The sequence below is a fragment of the Nocardiopsis sp. CA-288880 genome (assembly GCF_050955985.1).
In the GTDB taxonomy this organism is placed as follows: Bacteria; Actinomycetota; Actinomycetes; order Streptosporangiales; family Streptosporangiaceae; genus Nocardiopsis; species Nocardiopsis tropica.
Map to the genome: position 1 here is coordinate 824,184 of NZ_CP192105.1, position 21,354 is coordinate 845,537.

Here is a 21,354-nt window from a genome sequence, read left to right on the forward strand (position 1 = left end):
ACAGGGAAGGGGAGAGGTCAGAGGAGCACGTTGGGGTCGCCGGGGTGGGAGGGCTGCTCGGGTTCGGGGATCACTCCCGCGTTCGTCTGGGCCTCCAGCGCCATCTCGTGGTTGCCGTTCACGTAGGCGGTGGTGGCGTCGCTCGCCCCGGTGATGCCGCTGATGGTCAGGCCGACCATCTCGCCCATGACGCCGAAGTAGTGCTCGGCGAACTCGCCCAGCGCGATGCTGACCGGGGTGCTGTCTGCCGCGGTGCTGATTCCGGTGACGGATTCCTCGATCTCGGCCATGTGGCCGACCAGCCCCTCGGAACCACCCTCCTCGCCGATGTGGACGGCGGTGGCGGACAGGACCCCGCCGACCTCGTTGGGGTTGATGTTCCAGGTGGACACGGCGTTCTTCCCTTCTCCCGCCGGGGGATCGCGCTTCGGCGGCGCGAGACGTGACGGCCGACGTCGGTCCGTTGCTCTGAGTTCTACCTCTTTGTACCGACAGTCGCATCAGGGTTGATTTGCCCCCATGGGAGGGGCCTTTTGAGGGGAAACCGGCATCGGCTCTGGTCAGGCGGGGGCCGACCGGCGGGAACCGGCCCCGGGACCCTCCTGGGACTGTGTCCCGGGCCACGCCCGCGTGGCCGGGAGCGGCCACGCGGAAGGGGCGGAGCCGGTCGGCTCCGCCCCTCGCGCACTGCTCGTCACCGGTGTGCCACACGCCCCTCCCGGGGGGAGGCGCCTACAGGGACCTCGGGTCCTGGCGGGCCCGTTCCTCCCTGATCTGCTCCACCCTGGCCTGCTCCTCCTCCGCGTCCTGGTCCTGAGCACGCACCTGGGTGCGGTGGTACTCCTCCTGGCTCACGGAGGGCAGGATGCCCTCGTGCTTCAGGGCAGGCTCCTCGGGGTGGGCGGGAACCACGTGTTCCTGGTCCTCGCGGGGTCGCGGCGGGGTCTCCCCGATGGGGCTGACGGTCGCCCCGGGCGTCTGCGCGGCCTGCGTGCTCTGGGCCGTCGTGGGCACGCCGGGCCGCCGCCTGTTGAGCGTGGAGGTGCGCCCCACGCTCCGCAGCAGGGTGATGATCACGACGCCGGTGACCAGGTTGATCACCGCCGTCGCACCCTGGCTGGCGGTCTCGGAGCCCTGGCTGAACGGGGCCACGGCCGCGATCGCGGTCGCCAGACCGACGATCCAGCCGAAGAAGGTCCCCGCCTTCGGGGCCGAGAGCAGCAGCAGGTGCATCAGGGCTGTGGCGAGCAGGGCCGCGACAGCGGCCATGAGCGCGTATGCGACGGTGCTCGCGTCGCCCAGGTTCCCCGCCTCCTCCGGTGCGAGCACCGGTACGTCGAACACCCCGCGGAAAACCAGGGCGCCCGCGAAGATCACCAGAGCCGCGACGACCGCGGTGGCGAGGCCACCCGACCAGAGACGCGTGGTGTTGACGGGTCGTTCTCTTCCGAACTCGGTCATGCCGGTACCCCCTGATACGGCTTCGAGGCCGGTCATACCCCGCATTCCTCCGTTTACTACGAGTGACCATGAAAAACGGCAAGTTACCTGGTCAACCGGCACGAATCAGCCTGCGGCCGAGGCGCCCGAACCCGGGCGCAGACCACATACCCGCAGCTCCACACGGGTCTCCCACACGTGGAACACTGGGGACATGGCTCACTTCGCGCACGCTCGCGTCGACCTGGACGCGCTCACCTCCAACGCCCGCCTGCTCCGCGCGCACGCGGGCGGCACCCCGTTGATGGGTGTGGTCAAGGCCGACGGCTACGGGCACGGGATGCTCCCCGCCGCGCGGGCCCTGATCGCGGGCGGCGCCTCCTGGCTGGGCACGGCCCTCATCGGCGAGGCCCTCCAGCTCCGCCGGGCCGGGATCACCGTCCCGGTCCTGGCCTGGATCATCCCCCCGGGCGAGCCCGTCGGCGAGGCCGTCGGGGCCGACATCGACCTCGGGGTGAGCGACCGCGCGGTCCTGGACGAGGTCGTCTCCGAGGCCCGCCGCCTCGGCCGCGCCGCCCGCGTCCAGCTCAAGATCGACACCGGCCTCAACCGGGGCGGCGTGAGCGCGGCGGACTGGGCGGAGCTGACCGAGGCCGCGGCCCGCGCCGAGGACGACGGACACCTGCGCGTCTCCGGGATCTGGTCGCACTTCGCCTGCGCGGACGAGCCCGGCCACCCCTCGATCGGCCTCCAGCTCTCCAACTTCCACGAGGCGCTGGAGATCGCCGACAAGGCGGGCCTGACCCCCGAGGTCCGGCACATCGCGAACTCGGCCGCGCTGCTCACGCTGCCCGAGACGCGCTTCGATCTGGTGCGCGGCGGGATCGCGAGTTATGGCCTGTCCCCAATCCCCGATTTCTCCTTGCCCGGATTGCGGCCCGCCATGACCCTGCGCTCCCGCGTCGCCCTCACCAAGCGCGTGGGGGAGGGGAGCGGGGTCTCCTACGGCCACCGCTACGTCACCGACCGCGAGACCACCCTGGCCCTGGTGCCGCTCGGCTACGCCGACGGGGTCCCCCGGGCCGCCACCAACAAGGGCCCCGTGCTCCTCGGGGACCGCGTCCGCACCATCGCGGGAACAGTCTGCATGGACCAGTTCGTTCTCGATGTGGGGGACGACAGGGTGGAGGCCGGCGAGTACGCGGTACTGTTCGGCGACCCGGGGGAGATCCCGGGGGTCCCGACGGCCCAGGACTGGGCCGCGGTCCTGGACACGATCCCGTACGAGATCGTCACCAGGGTGGGCGCCCGGGTTCCGCGCGAGTACGTCGGCGCGGGATCCTGACCGGTCGCCGAGAACCGGTCACAGACGTCCCCCACCCCGCCTAACCTGGGTGAAGAGGTCACTTCCGGCACGCCCCGACGCAGGGGCGCCCCGGCGGTCCCGAACCCGTGCGGGCGGCGCCCGCGGGCCGACACGTCCCCGACGTGACGCCCCGGCCCGGCGCGTCCGGCCACCGACCACATCCCACGACGAGCAGCGAGCCCGATGACAGACGTGACAGCAACCACCGTGTCCACCGTCCGCGAGGTCACCGCCGCCACGGACGACGCCATGCGCGCCCTGGGCCGCGACCTCGCGGCCCTCACACGCCCCGGCGACCTGCTGATCCTGTCCGGGCCGCTCGGAGCGGGGAAGACCACCCTCACCCAGGGACTCGGCGCTGGCCTCGGCGTGCGCGGGGCGGTCACCTCCCCGACCTTCGTCATCTCCCGCGTCCACCCGTCCCTGGTGGGCGGCCCCGCCCTCGTGCACGTGGACGCCTACCGGCTCGGCGGGCCGGACGAGATCGACGACATCGACCTCGACATGACCCTGCCCGACTCCGTCACCGTGGTCGAGTGGGGCGAGGGCGTCGCCGAGGAGCTGTCCGAGGACCGGTTGGAGATCCGGATCGAGCGGCACCGCGACGACTCCCGCACCGTGCACCTGCGCGCCGTCGGCGACCGGTGGGCCGGGGTCGAACTGCCCCGCGGGGAGGGCCCCGGTCCGGCCCCCGCCCACGACGGGTCCCCCGGAGCCGCGGCCGCCGACGGCGCCGGCTCCGAGGAGGACACCCCGGCCGACGCTCCCATCGAACTGCCCGGCTCCGACGCCGGGCTCGGATAGGCGGAAAAACCCGTGCTGCTCCTGGCCTTCGACACCGCCACCCCGGCGGTCACCGCCGCGATCGGGGAGAGCGCCCCCGACGGGGCGTTCACCCTGCGCGCCGGCGCCTCCTCCGTGGACGCCCGCCGCCACGGCGAACTCCTCAGCCCCACCGTCCAGCGGCTGACCGAGGAGGCCGGGGTCGCCCTGGCCGACCTCGACGCCATCGCGGTCGGCATCGGCCCCGGCCCCTACACGGGGCTGCGGGTCGGGCTGGCCACCGCGCACGCCCTGGCCGACGCCCTCGGCGTCCCCTGCCACGGCGTCGCCACGCTGGACGCGCTCGCGTTCGCGACCGGGCGCACCGAGCCGTTCCTCGCGATGACCGACGCCCGCCGCAAGGAGGTGTTCTGGGCGCGCTACGACGACCGCCTCACCCGCGTGGGAGAGGTCGCGGTCGCCAGGCCGGCCGACCTGGACACCGGCGGCCTCCCGCTGGTCGGCGACGGGGCCCGGATGTACGCGGAGGTCCTCGGCGCGGGCACGTCCGACCCCGCGCCGCTCCACCCTGACGCCGCCGCCATGGCCGAACTGGCCCTGCTACGCCTGTCCCGGGGCGTCGAGCTCCCCGCGCCCAACCCCCTCTACCTGCGCCGTCCGGACGCGGTCGTGCCCGGAGCCCCGAAGAAGGTGCGCCAGTGGGTGAAGTGAACGACGGCGCCGGCCGGGCCCCGGATACCGCGGGCCCGCCCGCCGTGCGCCTGCGCGCCATGACCGCCGACGACGTCCCGGCGGTCATCACGCTGGAGCGCGCCCTGTTCCCGCTCGACGCCTGGAGCGAGGGCATGCTCCGCGACGAGCTGGCCGAGTCCACCCGCCACTACGTGGTCGCCGAGAGCGGCGACACCGTGGTGGGCTACGCCGGTCTGAGGTTCGTCCCGCCCGAGGGCGACGTGCAGACCATGGCCGTGTCCGAGCAGGTCTGGGGCCGGGGGATCGGGAGCGCGCTGCTCACCGAACTCCTCGACCAGGCCGCCGCCCGCGGCGTCACCCACATGTTCCTGGAGGTCCGCTCGGACAACCCGCGCGCCCAGGACCTGTACAAGAGGTTCGGCTTCGTGCAGATCGGTGTCCGCCGGGGCTACTACAACGGGGCCGACGCGTTCGTCATGCGACGCGTCGCGGAGAAGGGGACCCATGAGTGACCTGCCGCTGATCCTGGGGATCGAGTCGTCCTGCGACGAGACGGGCGTGGCCCTCGTCCGCGGCTGCGAACTGCTCGGCGACTCGGTCGCCTCCAGCGTGGACCAGCACGTCCGCTTCGGCGGGGTCGTGCCCGAGGTGGCCAGCCGCGCGCACCTGGAGGCGATGACCCCGACCGTCCGGCGGGCGCTGGACAGCGCCGGGGCCAAGCTCTCCGACGTGGACGCGATCGCGGTCACCGCGGGCCCCGGCCTGGCCGGAGCCCTGCTCGTGGGCGTGTCCGCCGCCAAGGCCTACTCGATGGCGCTCGGCAAGCCGCTCTACGGCGTCAACCACCTGGTCGGCCACGTGGCCGTGGACCAGCTGGAGCACGGGCCGCTGCCCAAGCCCGCCATCGCCCTGCTCGTCTCCGGCGGCCACACCTCGCTGCTGCTGGTCAACGACCTGGCCACCGACGTGGTGTCCCTCGGCGACACCGTGGACGACGCCGCGGGCGAGGCCTACGACAAGGTCGCCCGGCTCCTCGAACTGCCCTACCCCGGCGGCCCGCCCATCGACCAGGCCGCCCAGAAGGGCAACGCGAAGGCGATGCGGTTCCCGCGCGGCAAGTGGGGCGACGGCACCTACGACTTCTCGTTCTCCGGCCTCAAGACCGCCGTGGCCCGCCACGTCGAGGACGCCGACCGCCAGGGCCTGCCCCTGGTGGTCGCGGACATCGCCGCGGCCTTCCAGGAGTCGGTGGTGGACGTGCTGACCCGCAAGGCCGTGGACGCCTGCGTCGAGCACGGCGTGAGCACCCTGGTCATCAGCGGCGGCGTGGCGGCCAACTCCGCCCTGCGCGCGCTCGCGGAGCAGCGCTGCCGGGACGCCGGGATCGAGCTGCGCGTCCCGCGGCCCCGCCTGTGCACGGACAACGGCGCGATGATCGCCGCCCTGGGCGCGGAGGTGGTGGCCGCCGGGCTGCCGCCGTCGGCGCTCGACCTGGCCACGGACACGTCCCTGCCGGTGGAGTCCCCGCTGGCGATGTAGGCGGCCGGACGCATATCCGATCGCACGGGGGGCGGGACGCACACGCGTCCCGCCCCCCCCACGCATGTGCCGAGCTCCTGTGAGACTCTCGTTCCTCCGGTGTCACGTACGCGGTCCCGCGTCGCGGGATTCCGTGTACGCCACAGGGCGTGAAGGTCGAAGATGGCAACCATGGGATACCAGGAACCGCGTGGCGACGGTGAGGCCCCACGCGACTCGGTTGTGGACGACCCTGAGAAGGGCGAGGTCCCCGAAGCGGGGGATGAGCCCATGGCTGTGACCACCCTGTCGGAGCAGGAGCTCCGTGGGGATGCCGTTCTCCTGATGCGCAGTCCCGAGAACGCGCAGCGCCTGGCCGAGGCGATCAGGGAGCTGGAAGCCGACAAGGGTGTCGAGAGGCCCTTGGCCGAGTGACGCCGGTCGGCAGGGGGAGGCACAGGGAGGCACGGACCGGGCGGAGAGGTGCGGACGCCCGGCGCGGGGTCGACAGCTCTCGATATCGGGTTCGATGCCTTATGGTGTCGCGTTGTGGGCACACGGCGGTCCGGGAGACGGCCCCGCCGACGAACGCACCGCCGTCCCCGCGCAGACGCCCCGCCCCCGCCGGTACCGCCAGCGAACCAGGAGATCCGCAGTGACCCGTTCCAGCACCGTCCTCATCACCGGCGCCACCGACGGCCTCGGCCTCGGCCTGGCCGAAGACCTGGCGGCCGACGGCGTCGACCTCGTCCTCCACGGGCGCAGCCGGGAGAAACTCGACCGGATCGCGGACCGGATCGGGGCGGGCGGCGCGGCCAGGCCGCGCACGGTGGTCGCGGACATGGCCGACCTCGGCCAGGTCCGCCGCATGGCCGCCGAGATCCGCGCGTCGGAGAGCCGCCTCGACGTCCTGGTGAGCAACGCCGGTATCGGGTCCGGGGAGCCGGACGGGCGCGACCGCCGCACCAGCGCCGACGGCCACGAACTGCGCTTCGCCGTCAACTACCTCTCCGGTTTCCTGCTCACGCTCGAACTCCTGCCGCTGCTGCGCGACTCGGCCCCGGCCCGTGTCGTCAACGTCGCCTCCCTCGGCCAGACCCCGCTCGACTTCGACGACCTGATGCTGGAGCGCGACTACACCGGGACCCGGGCGTACCGCCAGAGCAAGCTCGCCCAGATCATGTCCGGCTTCGCGCTGGCCGCCCGGCTGCCCGCCGACGAGGTCACGGTCAACAGCCTGCACCCCGCGACCTTCATGCCGACCAAGATCGTCCGGGACATGACCGACCACAGCGTCGACACCCTGGAGCAGGGGGTGGCCGCCACCCGCCGGCTCGTCACCGGCCCGGAGCTGTCCGGGACCACCGGGCTCTTCTTCAACGGCACCGAGGAGATGCGCGCCAACGGCCAGGCCTACGACGAGCAGGCCGTCCAGGACCTGTGGAAGGCGAGCCTGGAGCTGACCGGGGCCGAGAGCCCCTTCTGAGGGGCTGACCGGAACCGTTGCGGGTGGGGCGTGTGGGCCCCTGAACTGGATGATCTTGTACTTATAGACGTTCTCGACGCCGAACTTCGCTAGAGGTACAAGATCACGGTGGAGGGGCGGGGGCCGGGCGGGGGCGTGCTCCCGCCCGGCCCGGGGCGCGTCAGTCGTCGGTGAAGACGTACGGGCGCAGGCCGGACGGGACGGCGTCCGGGTCCGCGTCGAACTCGGCCCACACACCGGTGCCCAGATCGCCCCACGGCCCGAGCGGGTGGTGTCCCCACCTCCGCGACAGGTTCTCCACGAGCAGCAGGCCCCGCTGCCCCTCGGCCAGGCCCCACTCGTCGTCGCTGCGCCCGGCCGGGATGCGCGGGACGCCGCCACCGCCGCCCGAGTCGCTGACGGAGAGGCGCAGCGTGGCGCGGTCGGGCATGGACAGGGCGCGCAGGACCTCCCCGTGCGCGGTGCCGGAGTCGGTGTACTTGAGGGTGTTCGCGAACAGCTCCGACAGGCACAGCTGGAGGGTCGCGACCAGGTCCGGGTCGAACCCGGCGAGGTCGTGGGCGAGGTGCGCCCGGACCAGGGGGAGTTCGCGGAAGTCGCCGGAGTACATGCGGTGCTCCCAGTGGACGAGGGGCCTCATGCCGCCACGTCCCTGCGGGCCTGCTGGTCGAGCCAGACGCGGGTCAGGTGGGCGAAGGCGCGCCAGTCGTCGGGGTCCTCGCAGGAGGCCAGGGGCGCGCGCGGCGCGGGGACCGCGACCGGGGCCGCGGCCGGTGCCGGGGTGAAGGGGGCCGTGGCGAGCAGGTCCCCGGGCGGAGGCACGGCCCTGGCGGTCCAGCGGTGCAGGCGTGCGGCGGCCTCCTCCCGGACACGGTCGAGTTCGCGCTCGTGGGCATCGAAGTAGGGCCGGACGGGGGCGAGCTCGTCGGCGGGGAGCCGCTCGGGCGGAGGCGTCAGGCGGGGCGCGGGGAGGAGCGGAACCGAGGGGCCGGCGACCGGGACGGTCCGCGGCGGCGCGGCGGCCCCGACCGTCGCGGGGACGGGCGCGTAGCGGCGGACGCGGGTGGAGCGGCGGCGACGGCGCGCGGCGGCGGCGGAGTGGCGTCCGCGCGGGGGTGTGAGGAGGGCCGTGAGCGGGCCGAGGGCACGGCTCAGAAGGGCGGCGCTAAACTGGCGCATGCTGGCAAACCTTGTTTCTAAAAGGGTGGATTTTGCTGGCCACGGCCCCGGGCGGTTCTATCCGTCGCGGGGCCATTTGTGGGTTGAGTTGTGTGTTCGAGGCCAGAGTAGAGGGGGTGGGGTGGGGGCGGGGGTTTTTCGGGGAAGAAAGGTGGGGGAATTTGGCGGGGGGTGTGTTCTCCCAGGTGGGAGCGGGTGACAGGGCATTTCTCGCGAAAGTGGCGAATGGGTCCCTTGGGGCAATCAACGCACAACGGCCCCCGATCCCCGGAGGGAGCGGAGGCCGTCGTCGTACGGGGGCGGCTAGCGGTCGCCCTTGACGGTCGCGAGGAACCCGGACCAGACGGGGCTGCCGAAGCTGAGGTGCCCGAGGTCGCGGTTCTGGGTGTCGCGGACCAGGGTGGCGGCCGGGCCCTCGGCGACCTCGACGCAGTCCTGGTGCGAAGCTCCGCTGTAGCTGCTCTTGTGCCACTGGACGTCACTCATGGCGGGAATCCCTCAATCGTCTCTTCGACCAGCCGCAGCGACTGCCCCGGGGACATCGCCGCTGCCTGCAGGCGGTGGAACCTCAGTTTGAACTCTCCCACGGCGTCGGCGTCGTGCACGAACTGGCCCTTGTAGGCCGACTCCGCGTACACGATCTCCCGGTCGGGGGAGGGGTCGAGCACCTTGAAGGGGCCTACCAGCCCGGGATGCAGGGGTTCGTCCGTGATCTGCAAGGTTATCCGCTCGCTTCCGGCGAGAGCATGGATGTGCTGGAGCTGCTCGCGCATGATCGGCCCGGAATCGATGGGGTCCATCAGAACCGCCCGGCCGATCACCACCATCATCACGGGGGTCTCCGCACTCTGGAAGCGCTCGCCCCGGGCGATGCGGTCCCGCACGCTCGCCTCGGTCCTGGCACGGGGCTCCCACGGGGTGCCCGCGCGCATGACCGCCGTCGCGTAGCGCGTCGTCTGGAGCAGCGAGGGCACCAGGAACGGGTGGAACTCCAGGATGGAGGCGGCCTTCTTCTCCAGGTCCTCCATCTGGCCCAGCCACGGGATCTTGCCCGCCCTGGACAGGTCGTCCCACAGCCTCGCCAGCTCGTCACCCGTGCCCAGGGCCTCGTCCAGCGTCGCGAGGACGTCCTCGGTCGGAGAGGTCCGGCCGCACTCCAGGTTGGACACCGCCGAACCCTTCACACCCAGGGCCCGGCCCAGCGTCTCCTGGGTCAGTCTGGCGGCGTCGCGACGCTCCTTGAGGATCGCGCCCCACCGCTCGCGGACATCCGTGATCGCCTTCGTCATGCCTGATATTTGCACACAAGAAAGGGACAAAACGGTACTACCGTGATTTCCGTTCACCCGATGGAGTTTCGCAAGAACTCCATCCGCGCGAATGGACTTTCGCGGAAACGCCACGGGAGGAGGCGGAGGACGCGGCCCCTCGCCAAGCTGACCGAGAACGGCGAAGCCCAGGTCAAGGGAGTGACGGCGATGAACAGCGGACACGGGCGCGGGCATGGCGGGGACCGGTGGCGGGCGGAACTCCCGCGGAGGATCGCGCCCCGTGTTCCGGGCGTCCGCACGGTCAGCTGGGGGCCGCTGCCGGAACAGGTGGCCTCCGCGCGCGCCTGGTGCCGGAACGGGACCAGGCTCGGCCACGACCGCGCCTACCCGCTGATGGCCGTCCTCTCCGAACTCCACACGAACGCCCTGCGACACACCGCCTCGGGGCGGCCGTGCGGGCGGGTGCGCATGGAGATGTCGGAGAGCCGGGGCGTGTTCCGGGTCGCCGTGACCGACGACGGCGCCCTCGCGGGGGCGCCGCACAGCGTCCCCGCGGTGGGCGGCGGCTTCGGCCTGCTCCTGGTGGAACGGCTGGCCGCCGACTGGGGGTGGACCGGCGAACCCGGGCACCCGCTCACCGTGTGGGCGCTCGTCGACCCGCGGGTTCCCGCCCACGCCGGCCCTCTGGCCGCTTCCGGTCATCCCGGGAACTCCGTCCCAGGTCAGGGGATCCGGCCGCCCGACCTGCCCTGTGACCTGGATATCTTGGGTTCCGGTAATCGGCTGAATACGACTGATACTTCCGGTTGAGTCAGAACGTATTCGCAGTTCAGAACAGGAAAGTGGGTGAGCCTGTGTCCGGTGGCACTGGTGTGAACGCGGATGACGCCTATGCGGGCGGTTCGGCCTCGGCGGACGCGGCGGCCCGGCTCAGGGACCTGCCGACCGATTTCGACGAGGCGGTCCAGGCGGCCAAGAACGCGGTGAGTCCCGCCCCCGGCATCACGGGGTGGGGTTCCTTCGGGGAGGACCACGCGCAGCACATGGTCGACGTCAAGGAGCACGCGAGGACCCTCGCGGAGAACATCCAGGACGGTGCCTACGAAGCCGCCGTGACGGACCTCGAAGCGGCCGAGGAGTACCACATCCCGATCAACGGCCCACAGCCCTTCTAAGAGCCACTCCCAGATCACTGAACCTCAGTCGTCCCCCTCACACCCCCAGCGTTTTGGAGTCCCCCTTGTCCGCGCTCAGCTACACCGAATGCGAGATCGACCGAGGAGCTGTCACAACTGCCATAACCACCTTTGACGAGTTGCACGCCAAGATCAGTGGTAGGTCAGGTGAGTACAACACCATCACCCAGCCGGTGGGGTTCGATTTCAGCGGCCTCATCGGGGAAGGGCTGAGAAGCGCCGCCGAGGAGAACCATTTCTCCTGGAGCAGTGCAATGATGGCGTGTTATCACGCTTCCGGGGTTCTCAGTAAGATCAACGAGGACGTCAAATGGTACGAGGACAAGATCGAGGAGATCAAGGGAAACCTCTCCACTGCCCTGGCCAACAATGCTGAGCCGGACAACCTGAACATCGTCCAGCAGATCGTCGATTCCCACAACCTGGACGCCGAGCGTGCGTGGCGGGACCTGGAGACCCGCTGTGACGAGTCCCAGGAAAATCTTCGTGGTGGTCCGACCCCCGAGAACATCCGTGCGCTGGCCGAGGGCGGGCACCTGGGGGAGTACGGTCTCATCGCCTTCTACGCGACCGAGAACCTGGATTACTTCCACGTAGACGAGAACCAGGCCGAGACGATCGCGATCCACATCGAAAACGCTGTCCTGCACGGTCACGACGGAAGCATCGAGGCGCTCGAAGGCAACCCCGAGTTCCTTGCCCTCATCGGGAACGTGGTCGCGCGCGCACTGACGGCCCAGCAGAACGGCGATCAGCTCATGGACGGGGAGATCGAGTTCCTGGAGACGCTCTTCGGGGACCTCAGCGCCGTCGGTAGCGATGACCCCGGGTTCCTCAGCTTCCTCGACCAGGTGAACTCCAGCGAGCACATCAGCGACTCGCTTCGGGAAGACCTCAACCGTAACCTGTCCAACTCGATGCTCGTGCTCTCCGACGAGAACATCGGCGGCGGAATGGATCGACTCCCCCAGGATGTAATAGACACGGCTGTCGGCCCGATGCCAGGGGCTAGTTTTTACTCCGAAATGAACGACTGGCAGGACAACTATATCCTTCTGAGCGACTTTTTGGCGACTTCAGGACCGAGCGTGGGCGGTGGGGTTGAATTTTCAGTCGAACTGGCCAGTTCAACTGCACGAATGCTTGGACATATGAATGGGGATCTTGAGGAGAGCCATTTTGAGACGATGATCGACATAGCTTCCAGGAATAACGAGGCAAACTATGTTCTCCTGACTGGAGAATATCCTGACGGTTCGTCCTATGATCTGAATGAGGCCAACGCTAGTATCGTCCCGGAAGTTTTCTTCGAGAAGATCTACTCGCATGAATGGGGTGACGAAGGGGAGTCTGCAAGAAGGTTCACGGATTGGATTTCATCTGTCCGACAAGACGGCACTCCAGAAGAGATTGATATGGCTGGAAATGCTGCACATGTTTATATTTCGATGTTGGCTGGAGGCGTTGAAGGGGAGAATCCTTTCTTTGGGATCGGGGAAAGCGTTGAAGGAAATGAGAATATCTCGGTGGCGGAGCTGAATTCCGAGATCGCTGACGGTCTTGCTGATATCTATATATCCTTCATTGATGACTTCACCCTTGATCACAATCAGGATGGATATCGGGAGATATTTGACCACAGGGAAGGGTCGCTGCCTTTTCATCTCCCTGGGGATGATGTGCTTCTTCTGCCTCTGGATGTCAGAGAAAGGTTCATGCAGCTACTTATTTCGAACGACGAGGTTTCCCCCCGGGTTCTGGTGGCGACAGAAGCGCAAGAGCGGAGAATCATCGAAGAGACTTTCAAGAACCCTAAAATGGAAGCCCAGGTGGGTGGTACAACAGCTGGTGACCTGAGGGAGATGATGACCAACGCAATCATCCAGGAGCACCTTGGGCGAGAGGAGGAAATTACTGAGGCACGAGAGTCGGCCCTGCAAAAGTGGGAGGCTGCCTATGGGATATTTTCGAGCCTGGTGGGTGAAAAAGTTGGAGGGGGGGTGGTTGCCTCAATCGCCACGGACACGCTTCTAGATGTTATGAATACGAAGTACACAGAGTTTGCCGAGGCGAAGATCCAGGAAAATATTCCCAGTTCATACATGCTGGAGAATGAGGATGGAGAATCAACGCCGGCCGGGGACTTCATTTTCTATGACCCGCAGTCCGAGGTGGACCATGCCACACTTCAGGTAGCAAGCGTTTTTCTCGAAATGGGTCTCATTGACATGGAAGATCTGCAGGATAGGAGACTTCTTATCACAGACCCTCAGGGAAATGAGCGCCTGCCAGTAACTACCACCGAGTGGGACGGAGTCCCTGCAAAGGTGGGAGATCTTGCAGAACTCATCGGAGGAGTCTCCCTTAATGGTGCCCCAGTGGGAGAGGATGTCGGGGATTACATTGACGCATACGAGACGTCCTATGAGCCTAATCTCTACAAAAGCAACCTCGAGGAGTAGTGTATAAAGTGGCTTTTTTCCGCGCGAAAAAAATTTATGTACCAATTTCGATCATTGCTGTTCTGGTCCTCGGGGTGGGGATCTCCTTTTTTGTATCTGGTCGAAATGATTTTGAGCATGAAATTATTGATGCTTCTGGGGGGGATGGTGACATAGTTCGTTCGATGATCGACATTCAGCAAGTAAGGGATTTCATGGAAGAGGAAGGGGAGGAGGATGTTCTATCGGTAGAGCCTGCGGAGGGAGGTGCTGTCGTAGTTCTGGAGAACGGTGTGGTATCTGTCGGTGGCGAGCCCCTTAGAAGGCGATGGTTTTACGATGGGGAAAAACAGATTTCCGGTGTCTCGGTCACGCCGGATGGCAATTTGGTCGTCCTTGGTTTCAGGGAGGAAGAAGAGCACCTTGGGCGCCATCAGTTCCTGGTAATCGATGCCTTGAGTGGGAGCATTGAAGGATCCTACCGTTCACGGGATGGAGAAGGTGTCAGATTCAGTGTCTTGGACGGAGTGCGCCTACTCTTCTCCGAGGCAGGTTTGGTGGAAGCGCGCAGACTAGAAGATAACGATGACTTGTGGTCTTTCGATCTCGCTCAGGAATGTGGTGATGGGTCTGTGGAAGAAATTCAAGCCGAAGCGATTTCCGGTGCCGCGGTCTTGGTTGTCAGATGTTCTGATCGGAATGAAGTGAGTGCAACTGGGCTGGATGCCTCAAATGGAGATGTCCTGTGGAGGCGGGCATGGGAAGGTGAAGGGTTTCCCAGTATTATCCCTCTCTCCCTGGCTACCGTGGCAGGAGCGGACGATGATCCTGTAGCGGGTATCGTCAGGAATCAATTTAACGGTGATTATATATTGCTTTCTGATGGCACTGGAAGGGATGTGAATCCGAATTTCTGGGAAGCGGACGAGGCTTTGGTTGACTATGTCGAACCGCCGAGTGGCTCGGGTGGAGAAGTTCCAGAGGTTATAGTCGCCGTTGCCAATGAGCAAGAGATGAATGATCGCCTCACGCTTCAGGCCGCACATGAGTTCTACGAAAAGGGAAGGATTTCTATGAATGATCTAGAAGAAGATTTCCTTTTGGTTGGGGGGGATGGTGAAAATGCGAGACTTCCCATGGTGCCAAGTGAATGGGATGGTGGAGTGAGCGTGAAAATTTCCGCCTTGAGTGATATCCTTGCGGGTGCGGTATAGGAATTATTTGCATTCCTTGTTTGGGGTCTCTGATTCTTTAGTTGAAATCTTTTTGCGTGATCGATGGTCTGTGAGGAATGCGTGACGCGGATGCCACGGACGAGCCGGGTGGGGGCGTCTGCTCTGACGCTGTCCGTGTTGGTGTCGACAGGTTGCTCGGCGCTCGGTGGCGGACACGAGGTGGCTGAGTCGGTGGTCGAGCTGGAACACCGGTCGGCCGTGAGCGAGGTCGCGTGGGACTGGTCCGCGTCGGACGGCTCACGGTTGGCGGTGTTCCCGGTACCCGGTGGTGTGGCGGTCCTGCAGGCCGCCGGGATCGTCGTCCTGTCCGGGGAGACCGGTGAGGAGCTCTGGCGGTACCGGGTCTCCGAAGGGGAGGTTTCCGGAAATGTCTCCGACGACGGCCGCCACGTCGTGCTCCGGTCGGAGGGTGACGCCGGGGCGGACACGGGGGGAACGGAATTGACCGTTCTCGACTCGGGCACCGGCGAGATCGTGCACGAGTTCGACTCCAGCGGCGTCGAGGCTGTCGAACGTGTTGGCTGGATGCCTCAGATCGCTGAGTCCCTGAGTGCTGTCATGGGCGACATCTGGTTTGTCCACGAAGAGGAGAATGTCGTCGCCTATCACCTGGGTGACGACAGAGATGTTTGGTCCACGCCTACATCCGATTTATCCCAGTGTGCCGGAGTGGGATCTGTTGACGATCTCGCTGTCCTCAATGAGGCTCTGGTCGTGGCGGTCACATGCTACGAACAGCCGGAGGACAGGGAACCGGTGGACATGGTGGAGGGCAGAGAGTTCGTCTCCGGGCTGGTCGGACTCGACCCTGCTTCCGGTGAGGAGCTGTGGCGGCACGAGGAACAACTCGGTCTGTTTCCCGCAGATTCTCAGGGGCGGACATTGGCAGTCCAGGAAAGCGGTCTGCTCGTTGCCGAGTACCCGTACACAGAGCTTCGCCAGTTCGTTGATCCCGCAGAAGGCGAAGTACGGGGCCTCGGGCGGAACAACGTCCTGTGGTCCAGCGGTGACGGTTCCCGTCTAGGTGTCTGGCACGCTGAATCGCGGGACTATCGAATAGAGGATCGTTCGGGTGGCGTCCTCGCGAGCCTTGAGGAGGAGACCGGCGCGAGTCCTGATCCAACGGTCGATGGCGGCGGTTTCCTGGGCTTGGAAGAGGGGGTTCTCCACATCACCGAGGAGATACTTGCTGATGCCGAAGAACCAGTGATCGGCTATTTCTCGGGGTTCGAGGGTAATTCGGAGATCGATGTCTCCGGCCATGGTGGCGCGAGATGGGAGGTCCACGCAGCTGTGTCCGTGCCTGGCGCTGTCGTGGTCTCCCACACGGAGACCGAAGGCCGGAGCGGTGTCATCGGACTGCGCTAGAGACGGCCGGGGCGACTGTGCCCCTGGACGCGGCTTGCCGCAGCTGCCGTGCTCGCGGACGCTGCAAATGGGACCTGAGGTGAAGGCGTGACGAGGTGCAGTGTGCGGTCCCGGTGGGGGTACGCGGCTGCCGGGGTCGCTGTGGTGGTGCTGGGAGCGGGGTGCGCTGCCCAGGGTGAGACGGTGGCGGACCCCGGGTAATTTTTTATTGCCGTTTTCTGGTGGAAGCATGAAAAAGACATTTTTGTGGATCTCGGGTGCTGGTGCGTGCGTATTTATTCTCCTCTTGGGAGTTATTTTCCTACTTCCCGACGATGCAGCGAACGAAGGCTCGGGGGCGGGTGATGGAATCCAGCACGATACTGCAGAAGGTGATTTCTCTGAGCCTCCTGTTCCGGCGACGGTCTCGCAGGTGGATTGGACTTGGGACGCCCCTGAGGGTGCGCGGATCGGGCGTATCCATCCCGTTCCCACGGGGGCGGTGCTTCAGTTGAACGATGGTGTGGTGGGGCTTAACACTGAAACCGGCCAGACTGCGTGGACCTATCGCATCCCTGATACTGATGTGGATGTGGCCGTGTCCCCAGACGGGGCTAGTGTTGTGGTGAGCGTCGAGGGGCGCCTCGTTGTCCTGGATTCCCGTACCGGCGAGCAGAAGCACAGTTTGGAGCATGGGTACAGCGACCCGGACAGCTTGACACTTTCAACTGCCGGTCTGGTTGCCGATGCCGGTATGTTGACTTCCCAGGAGGAGGGGGGAGTCGTTATTGATCTCACGCCTTGGTCGGAGTCGGAGGAGGGATGGCGCACTGCGGCACTGCAGTGTCCATCCGGGGAAAATGCCTCCGAGCTTGATCAGGCTTTCCTCACCGAGGCGCGTGTCATCCTGGTCTACGCGTGTGGTGCAGACGAGGAAGTCATGTCCGGGATCGATGTGACAAACGGCGAACAGCAGTGGGTTCTCCCGCTGGAGGGTTTCGACTACACGGGACGGCATGAATTTAGTGCCGTAGGTGATATCGCTCTCCTGGAGAACATCAGTACCGATCGCGGTACGGTCGTCATCGACACCGAAAATGGCGAGTTGATTTCTGGGGAACTTCCCGACGGGTTGGACAATGATCTTCTGAGAGTTCTTCCGGAGGGTTATTTGGCGGTCCGCGAAGACCAGGGCGGGGGTTTGCACTACGAGCTTCGTGATTTCTCAAATGAGGTACAAGAATCCCTTTTTGTTGATCCGGAGGACGCTGCGGGAAGTATAACTAGTTTTCTGCCGATGCAGGATTCATTCCTGAAGCTCACCTTCGTTGACGGAGGTCCGGATACTCAGATTTCAGTGTTTGATTGGGGTGGTGAGGGGAGTAGGGAAAATATTGCCCTTCCCATCGAGACGGAGGTGCTCGGTCTCGCCAGCCTGCAGGAGAGTGATGCTGCGATGGGGCCGGGAAGCTTCGAAGTGGCTCCCGGGGCGGTAATTCTCATGGGTTATCCGAGTGCAGGGCAGATCGATCAAATCGTGGGGATGAACTGACAGCTGATGGGCGGAACCGTCCCCAGAGGGCGGTGGGGGCACCCGTTATGTCTCGGCTCTGCTGGTTGAAGTCGAGGGGGCCTTCTCCTAATGGACCTTGTTCGGGCAGGCAGAGTGAAGAGGTTCCCTTTCGAGGAAGAAGGACGATCGGTGTTCGGTAGAGGGGATGCGGTGGCCGCAGGCAGAAGGCTCTTCTTCGAATCGGCCGTTGTGCCTGTGGTGGTTTTCTCCTGCCTGCTCGTCACCTCTTGCTCGCTTCCCGGTGAGTCGACCAGGTCGGGCGGCGCGGAGGAGGTCCCAGAACCCTCGGCCGTCGCGTCGGTGAGCGGAATCGGCTGGGAGTGGGAGGCCCCCGAGGGCCGCACGCTCGAGAGGGTGGAGCCGGTCCCGACCGGTGCTGCTGTCGTGCTGGACACCGGGATCGTGGTCCTGCACGGACAGACCGGCGAGGAGGTCTGGAGCCATCTCGCCGCGGAGGGGGAGAGGTTCACGACCACCCGCACCGTGGACGGCTCGGCCTTCCTGGTCGCGCACGGTGCCGAGGACGCCGAGGTGCCGGAGGAGAGCCTGGTGCTCGACGCCGCCACCGGGGCGGAGGAAGGAGAGTTCCAGGTCCTGGAGGAGACGGACCCCTGGGGCCTGTGGCGCGTCAGCCGCGATGAGCGGGTGTCCCGCCCCGCCGGCGAGTCGGAATCGTTCCGCCCGATCTCGGTCGCCGAGATGGGAAGCGGTGAGCTCCGCTGGGAGCAGGAGGAGCCGCTGGAGTGCGAGGCCGCGCCAGGGCTTCCTGCCCAGCAGGTCGACGCGCTTCTCCACGAGTCGGTGCTCGCGGTCCTGGTCACGTGCAGCCCTGAGCGGTTCGAGGAGTCCATGGAGGTGACGACCGCGGTCGTCGGCCTGGACCTCTCGGACGGCGAAGAGCTCTGGCGGGAGGAGTTCACCCACGAGGCCGCGAGCCCCTTTCCCGCAGCCTCCGTCTCCCTCGACGGAGACATGATCGTCCTCCAGGGTGTCGAGCTTCCCGAGGCGCACGTCCTCAACGCCTCCGACGGGGAGGTCGTCGCCAGTAAGCCGCAGAACGTGGCGGGGGTGTTCGGCGGTGAAGTCCTGGCGTGGGAGGGAAGTGCCGGGGGTCGTCGTTACGACCTGCTCGGGATGGATCTGGAGACGGTGGAGTCCGTCGAGCTTCCAGGGAGTTCGGGAGGGTCGCTGCTGAGCGAGGAGGACGTCCTCCCCCTCGGTGACGGCCTGGTGAGCGTGGAGGTTCTGGAGGAGGGCGGCGTCTCGTCCGGGCTGGGTCTGGGTTTCACGCCGTGGGGCGGTGCTGAGACCGAGGTGCTCGACCCCGGTTTCCCGATCGAGGCCGGCGACTACTTCGACAGGTTCACGGGGCAGGTGGTCGAGGTTCCCGGCGCGGTGGTGCTGGTGGATGGCAGGTCCCCGGACCCCACCCAGCTGGTCGCCTACCAGTGAGCGCACCCCATCGACCGTGCTGTGGACCGGCACCCGGGGGGCCGGCCCTTCACCTGTGACACGAGAACTCTGAAAGGACACCTCTCCGTGAGATACGGGGCAGCCGTCGCCGTAGCGGCCACTTTTCTACTCACGTCCTGCGGTTCGGGCGGCTCAGCAGGGTCGGGCGGAGCGGAGGAGATACGGGACCTCGACCGTCCGGGCTCCGTCAGCGGTGTGGCGTGGACGTGGGAGGCGCCCGAGGGCGTCGCCGACCTCGCCGGCGTCCACGCGGTTCCCGGTGGAGTCGCCGCGGTCGTGGACGACGGGGTGATCGGCCTCTCGGGGGAGAACGGCGGCGTCATGTGGGAGCACAGGGCGCCCGGAAGCGAGGTGTTCGGTGCGGTGGCGGGCCAGGGGCGGTACTTCGTGCTCCAGGTCCTGGACCCCGACGACACGGAGGCGCCGCCGAGGATGGTCGTCGTCGACCTCTCCACGGGTGAGTCCGTCCACGACTACGAACTGCGGGACGGGGACAGCTCGTCCGGTCCGGTCCGGGGAGGACTGGCCGGCGTCACCGGTGAGCACTGGATCACCGTGGAGGGCGGCGAGGACCTGGTCGCCCATGAACTGGGCAGCGACGATCCCGCATGGTCTGTCCCGGGCGTCGCCGAGTGCGACGACGTCGGCAGCGTCGACCGGACCGCCGCGACGGACGACGTCCTGGTGGCTGCCTTCACGTGCTACGAGCAGCCCGAGGGCGAGGACCCGGTCGAGATGACCGAGGGGCAGGAGTTCGTGTCGGGTTTCGCGGGTTTCGATCCGGCGACGGGGGACGAGCTGTGGCGCACGGAGGCACCGGCGGGGATGTTCCCCGGAGACGCCCACGAGCGCGACCTCACCGTGCACGAGAGCGGGATCGTCACCGCCTACTACCCCTATGAGCAGGTCGGACAGGTCGTCGACGCCGCCACGGGTGACGTCGAGGCACTGGAAGGAGAAGTCCTCTGGTCCAGTGAGGACGGTTCCCTCGTGGGGGTGTGGGACGGGCGTACGCGCGGCTACCGGATCCAGGAGATCGGCGCAGACGTGAGGGAGAGCCTGGGGGACGAGCAGGTCGGCGCGGGCGCGGTGATCGTCAACGCGCTCCGGGGTGACATCGAGACGGTCGGGCTGGAGGGCGGTGTACTCCACATGGGCGACTTGTTCGAGGGCGGGGCGGGGGAGACGGAACTGGCCGCCTTCGAGGGCTTCGAGGAGACCGTTCCGGTCCCGTTCTCGTGGGACGCGGAAGCTTCGATGGAGGTGGACCAGACCGTCGTCGTGCCGGGAGCCGTCGCGGTCTCCTACATCGACCACTCCGGGAGCAGCGGGGTCATGGGCCTGCAGTAGGCCCGCCCGGCCCGGAACCGCAGGGCGGGGGGCGTACACCCCGCGCCCGGCTGCCGGAGGGGTCTACCCCTCGGAGCGGAAGAGGTCGAGGAACGCGGCGGCGAAGGCCGCCGCGTGGGCGGCGGCGACGGGCTGCCACCGGGTGTCGGAGTCCTCGTCCTTGCCGCTGAGCAGGTCGGAGACACCCCGGATCACCAGGGAGTCGGTGCCCGGGGACAGGTAGGCGCTGCGCAGGAAGCCGTAGCCCTCCATCTCCACCGCGACCGCGTCCCCGCAGTGCTCGCGCAGCCGTTCGGCGGTGAGCGAGTCCCGGTCCGCGACGACCTTGTTCCCCGAGGCCACCGGCTTGACGAAGGCCCGGGGCGGCTGCGGGAGGCGTTCCGTCAGCACCCGCTCCGGCCACTCCTGCCGGAACACCACGTCCATGGCCCGCTGCACGGCGGCGTGGGACGGGGCCGCCGTCTTCGCCCTCGAACGGAAGTCCGCCGCGTCCTCCTTGCCCGTCTCGTAGTCGTAGATCGCGTCGGCCACCACCACGTCGCCGAGCCGCACGTCCTTGACGCCGCCGGCCACGCCGACGAACAGGACGACCTCCGGCGCGAAGGCCGTGCGCGCCCTCTCCAGCGACACGCCCGCGTCGACGTTGCCCGGCCCGACCTGGGCCAGGGCGACCCGGCGCGTCCGCCGCCCCCCGGCGAGCGTGCCGATCCGGTAGAGGGTGCCGCTCTCGCCGTGCTCCTCGAACGGGCCGGTCAGGTGCGCCGCCACCGCCGCGTACTCGCTCGCGATGGCGGTGATCACCACCGCGTCCGCGAGCGTGCCGCGCCGGGCGTGCCGACCGGCGGACGGCGCCACCGACGGTTCAGGGGCGGCGGGTCCCTTGTTGACGGTGGTGCTGCCGGGGCCGAAGTTCATGCCGTCGGCGTTCTGCGTCCCGAACACCTGGTTGCCGTGGTTCGTGCCGTCCATGTTCTGCCTCCACACCTTCGTCCGTTGCCATGCC

General features: G+C 67.2%; 21 protein-coding genes and 1 pseudogene. 15 read left to right on the top strand and 7 right to left on the bottom strand.

What is annotated here, in order from left to right; all coding sequences use genetic code 11:
* Positions 1-17: 17 nt before the first annotated feature.
* Both ACQPYD_RS03725 and ACQPYD_RS03730 read right to left on the bottom strand, forming a co-directional pair.
* Positions 18-392, bottom strand: coding sequence for a DUF6507 family protein (locus tag ACQPYD_RS03725; protein ID WP_433699782.1), 375 nt, complete (start codon positions 390-392; stop codon positions 18-20).
* A 340-nt stretch (positions 393-732) separates the two neighbouring features.
* Positions 733-1,461 (bottom strand): DUF6069 family protein, encoded by a 729-nt coding sequence (locus ACQPYD_RS03730; RefSeq protein ID WP_433701939.1) that lies wholly within the window; start codon positions 1,459-1,461, stop codon positions 733-735.
* A 193-nt stretch (positions 1,462-1,654) separates the two neighbouring features.
* Here ACQPYD_RS03730 and alr point away from each other — a divergent pair, with 193 nt between their 5' ends.
* The 7 genes and pseudogenes from alr (at position 1,655) to ACQPYD_RS03765 (ending at position 7,286) form a co-directional block, all read left to right on the top strand.
* On the top strand, positions 1,655-2,785 hold the full coding sequence (alr, locus tag ACQPYD_RS03735) for an alanine racemase (protein WP_433699783.1): 1,131 nt from the start codon (positions 1,655-1,657) through the stop codon (positions 2,783-2,785).
* 204 nt (positions 2,786-2,989) lie between these two features.
* Positions 2,990-3,484: pseudogene (gene tsaE / locus ACQPYD_RS03740) on the top strand (tRNA (adenosine(37)-N6)-threonylcarbamoyltransferase complex ATPase subunit type 1 TsaE); the annotation flags it as partial.
* Positions 3,485-3,622: 138 nt separating this feature from the next.
* Positions 3,623-4,300 (top strand): tRNA (adenosine(37)-N6)-threonylcarbamoyltransferase complex dimerization subunit type 1 TsaB, encoded by a 678-nt coding sequence (tsaB, locus tag ACQPYD_RS03745; protein WP_433699784.1) that lies wholly within the window; start codon positions 3,623-3,625, stop codon positions 4,298-4,300.
* A 59-nt stretch (positions 4,301-4,359) separates the two neighbouring features.
* Positions 4,360-4,794, top strand: coding sequence for a ribosomal protein S18-alanine N-acetyltransferase (rimI, locus tag ACQPYD_RS03750; protein ID WP_433701940.1), 435 nt, complete (start codon positions 4,360-4,362; stop codon positions 4,792-4,794).
* Positions 4,787-5,821 carry a tRNA (adenosine(37)-N6)-threonylcarbamoyltransferase complex transferase subunit TsaD gene (tsaD, locus tag ACQPYD_RS03755; protein WP_433699785.1) on the top strand — a complete coding sequence of 345 codons (1,035 nt, stop codon included), beginning with the start codon at positions 4,787-4,789 and terminating at the stop codon, positions 5,819-5,821. Before rimI ends, tsaD begins: the two co-directional genes overlap by 8 nt.
* 171 nt (positions 5,822-5,992) lie before the next feature.
* Positions 5,993-6,235, top strand: coding sequence for a type II toxin-antitoxin system prevent-host-death family antitoxin (locus ACQPYD_RS03760; protein WP_433699786.1), 243 nt, complete (start codon positions 5,993-5,995; stop codon positions 6,233-6,235).
* Positions 6,236-6,455: 220 nt separating this feature from the next.
* Positions 6,456-7,286: an SDR family NAD(P)-dependent oxidoreductase gene (locus tag ACQPYD_RS03765; protein ID WP_433699787.1), complete on the top strand. Its 831-nt coding sequence runs from the start codon at positions 6,456-6,458 to the stop codon at positions 7,284-7,286.
* Positions 7,287-7,446: 160 nt separating this feature from the next.
* Here ACQPYD_RS03765 and ACQPYD_RS03770 read toward each other — a convergent pair whose 3' ends face one another.
* From ACQPYD_RS03770 to ACQPYD_RS03785, 4 genes are all read right to left on the bottom strand, one after another.
* A complete protein-coding gene (locus ACQPYD_RS03770) occupies positions 7,447-7,926 on the bottom strand; it encodes an ATP-binding protein (RefSeq protein ID WP_433699788.1) in 480 nt (159 codons plus the stop codon).
* Positions 7,923-8,465, bottom strand: coding sequence for a hypothetical protein (locus tag ACQPYD_RS03775; RefSeq protein WP_433699789.1), 543 nt, complete (start codon positions 8,463-8,465; stop codon positions 7,923-7,925). Before ACQPYD_RS03775 ends, ACQPYD_RS03770 begins: the two co-directional genes overlap by 4 nt.
* 303 nt (positions 8,466-8,768) lie before the next feature.
* Complete coding sequence (locus tag ACQPYD_RS03780) at positions 8,769-8,951, bottom strand: DUF397 domain-containing protein (RefSeq protein ID WP_433699790.1); 183 nt, start codon at positions 8,949-8,951, stop codon at positions 8,769-8,771.
* Positions 8,948-9,754 (bottom strand): helix-turn-helix domain-containing protein, encoded by an 807-nt coding sequence (locus ACQPYD_RS03785; protein WP_433699791.1) that lies wholly within the window; start codon positions 9,752-9,754, stop codon positions 8,948-8,950. Before ACQPYD_RS03785 ends, ACQPYD_RS03780 begins: the two co-directional genes overlap by 4 nt.
* A gap of 189 nt (positions 9,755-9,943) precedes the next feature.
* Between ACQPYD_RS03785 and ACQPYD_RS03790 the strand changes: the two genes are divergently transcribed.
* The 8 genes from ACQPYD_RS03790 to ACQPYD_RS03825 all read left to right on the top strand — a co-directional run bounded on the left by ACQPYD_RS03790 (position 9,944) and on the right by ACQPYD_RS03825 (position 20,351).
* On the top strand, positions 9,944-10,546 hold the full coding sequence (locus tag ACQPYD_RS03790; RefSeq protein ID WP_433699792.1) for an ATP-binding protein: 603 nt from the start codon (positions 9,944-9,946) through the stop codon (positions 10,544-10,546).
* A gap of 62 nt (positions 10,547-10,608) precedes the next feature.
* The gene (locus ACQPYD_RS03795) at positions 10,609-10,911 is read left to right on the top strand and encodes a hypothetical protein (protein WP_355014153.1); all 303 of its coding nucleotides are present in this window, start codon (positions 10,609-10,611) and stop codon (positions 10,909-10,911) included.
* 65 nt (positions 10,912-10,976) lie between these two features.
* Positions 10,977-13,394 carry a hypothetical protein gene (locus ACQPYD_RS03800; RefSeq protein ID WP_433699793.1) on the top strand — a complete coding sequence of 806 codons (2,418 nt, stop codon included), beginning with the start codon at positions 10,977-10,979 and terminating at the stop codon, positions 13,392-13,394.
* An 8-nt stretch (positions 13,395-13,402) separates the two neighbouring features.
* Positions 13,403-14,587: a hypothetical protein gene (locus tag ACQPYD_RS03805; protein WP_433699794.1), complete on the top strand. Its 1,185-nt coding sequence runs from the start codon at positions 13,403-13,405 to the stop codon at positions 14,585-14,587.
* Positions 14,588-14,779: 192 nt separating this feature from the next.
* A complete protein-coding gene (locus ACQPYD_RS03810) occupies positions 14,780-15,976 on the top strand; it encodes a PQQ-binding-like beta-propeller repeat protein (RefSeq protein ID WP_433699795.1) in 1,197 nt (398 codons plus the stop codon).
* Between the two features lie 229 nt (positions 15,977-16,205).
* On the top strand, positions 16,206-17,507 hold the full coding sequence (locus ACQPYD_RS03815) for a PQQ-binding-like beta-propeller repeat protein (RefSeq protein WP_433699796.1): 1,302 nt from the start codon (positions 16,206-16,208) through the stop codon (positions 17,505-17,507).
* 210 nt (positions 17,508-17,717) lie between these two features.
* Complete coding sequence (locus ACQPYD_RS03820; protein ID WP_433699797.1) at positions 17,718-18,980, top strand: hypothetical protein; 1,263 nt, start codon at positions 17,718-17,720, stop codon at positions 18,978-18,980.
* An 87-nt stretch (positions 18,981-19,067) separates the two neighbouring features.
* Entirely contained in the window at positions 19,068-20,351 is a 1,284-nt protein-coding gene (locus ACQPYD_RS03825; RefSeq protein ID WP_433699798.1) for a PQQ-binding-like beta-propeller repeat protein, read from the top strand.
* Positions 20,352-20,414: 63 nt separating this feature from the next.
* Here the strand turns inward: ACQPYD_RS03825 and ACQPYD_RS03830 are convergent, their stop codons facing one another.
* Positions 20,415-21,320, bottom strand: coding sequence for a phosphorylase (locus ACQPYD_RS03830; RefSeq protein WP_433699799.1), 906 nt, complete (start codon positions 21,318-21,320; stop codon positions 20,415-20,417).
* Positions 21,321-21,354 lie beyond the last annotated feature (34 nt).

Bases quoted from the DNA above. Each gene is read 5' to 3' on its own strand.
- ACQPYD_RS03730 (WP_433701939.1), bottom strand. From the start codon at position 1,461: ATGACCGAGTTCGGAAGAGAACGACCCGTCAACACCACGCGTCTCTGG.
- alr (WP_433699783.1), top strand. From the start codon at position 1,655: ATGGCTCACTTCGCGCACGCTCGCGTCGACCTGGACGCGCTCACCTCC.
- rimI (WP_433701940.1), top strand. From the start codon at position 4,360: ATGACCGCCGACGACGTCCCGGCGGTCATCACGCTGGAGCGCGCCCTG.
- tsaD (WP_433699785.1), top strand. From the start codon at position 4,787: ATGAGTGACCTGCCGCTGATCCTGGGGATCGAGTCGTCCTGCGACGAG.
- ACQPYD_RS03760 (WP_433699786.1), top strand. From the start codon at position 5,993: ATGGGATACCAGGAACCGCGTGGCGACGGTGAGGCCCCACGCGACTCG.
- ACQPYD_RS03770 (WP_433699788.1), bottom strand. From the start codon at position 7,926: ATGAGGCCCCTCGTCCACTGGGAGCACCGCATGTACTCCGGCGACTTC.
- ACQPYD_RS03775 (WP_433699789.1), bottom strand. From the start codon at position 8,465: ATGCGCCAGTTTAGCGCCGCCCTTCTGAGCCGTGCCCTCGGCCCGCTC.
- ACQPYD_RS03780 (WP_433699790.1), bottom strand. From the start codon at position 8,951: ATGAGTGACGTCCAGTGGCACAAGAGCAGCTACAGCGGAGCTTCGCAC.
- ACQPYD_RS03785 (WP_433699791.1), bottom strand. From the start codon at position 9,754: ATGACGAAGGCGATCACGGATGTCCGCGAGCGGTGGGGCGCGATCCTC.
- ACQPYD_RS03790 (WP_433699792.1), top strand. From the start codon at position 9,944: ATGAACAGCGGACACGGGCGCGGGCATGGCGGGGACCGGTGGCGGGCG.
- ACQPYD_RS03815 (WP_433699796.1), top strand. From the start codon at position 16,206: ATGAAAAAGACATTTTTGTGGATCTCGGGTGCTGGTGCGTGCGTATTT.
- ACQPYD_RS03830 (WP_433699799.1), bottom strand. From the start codon at position 21,320: ATGGACGGCACGAACCACGGCAACCAGGTGTTCGGGACGCAGAACGCC.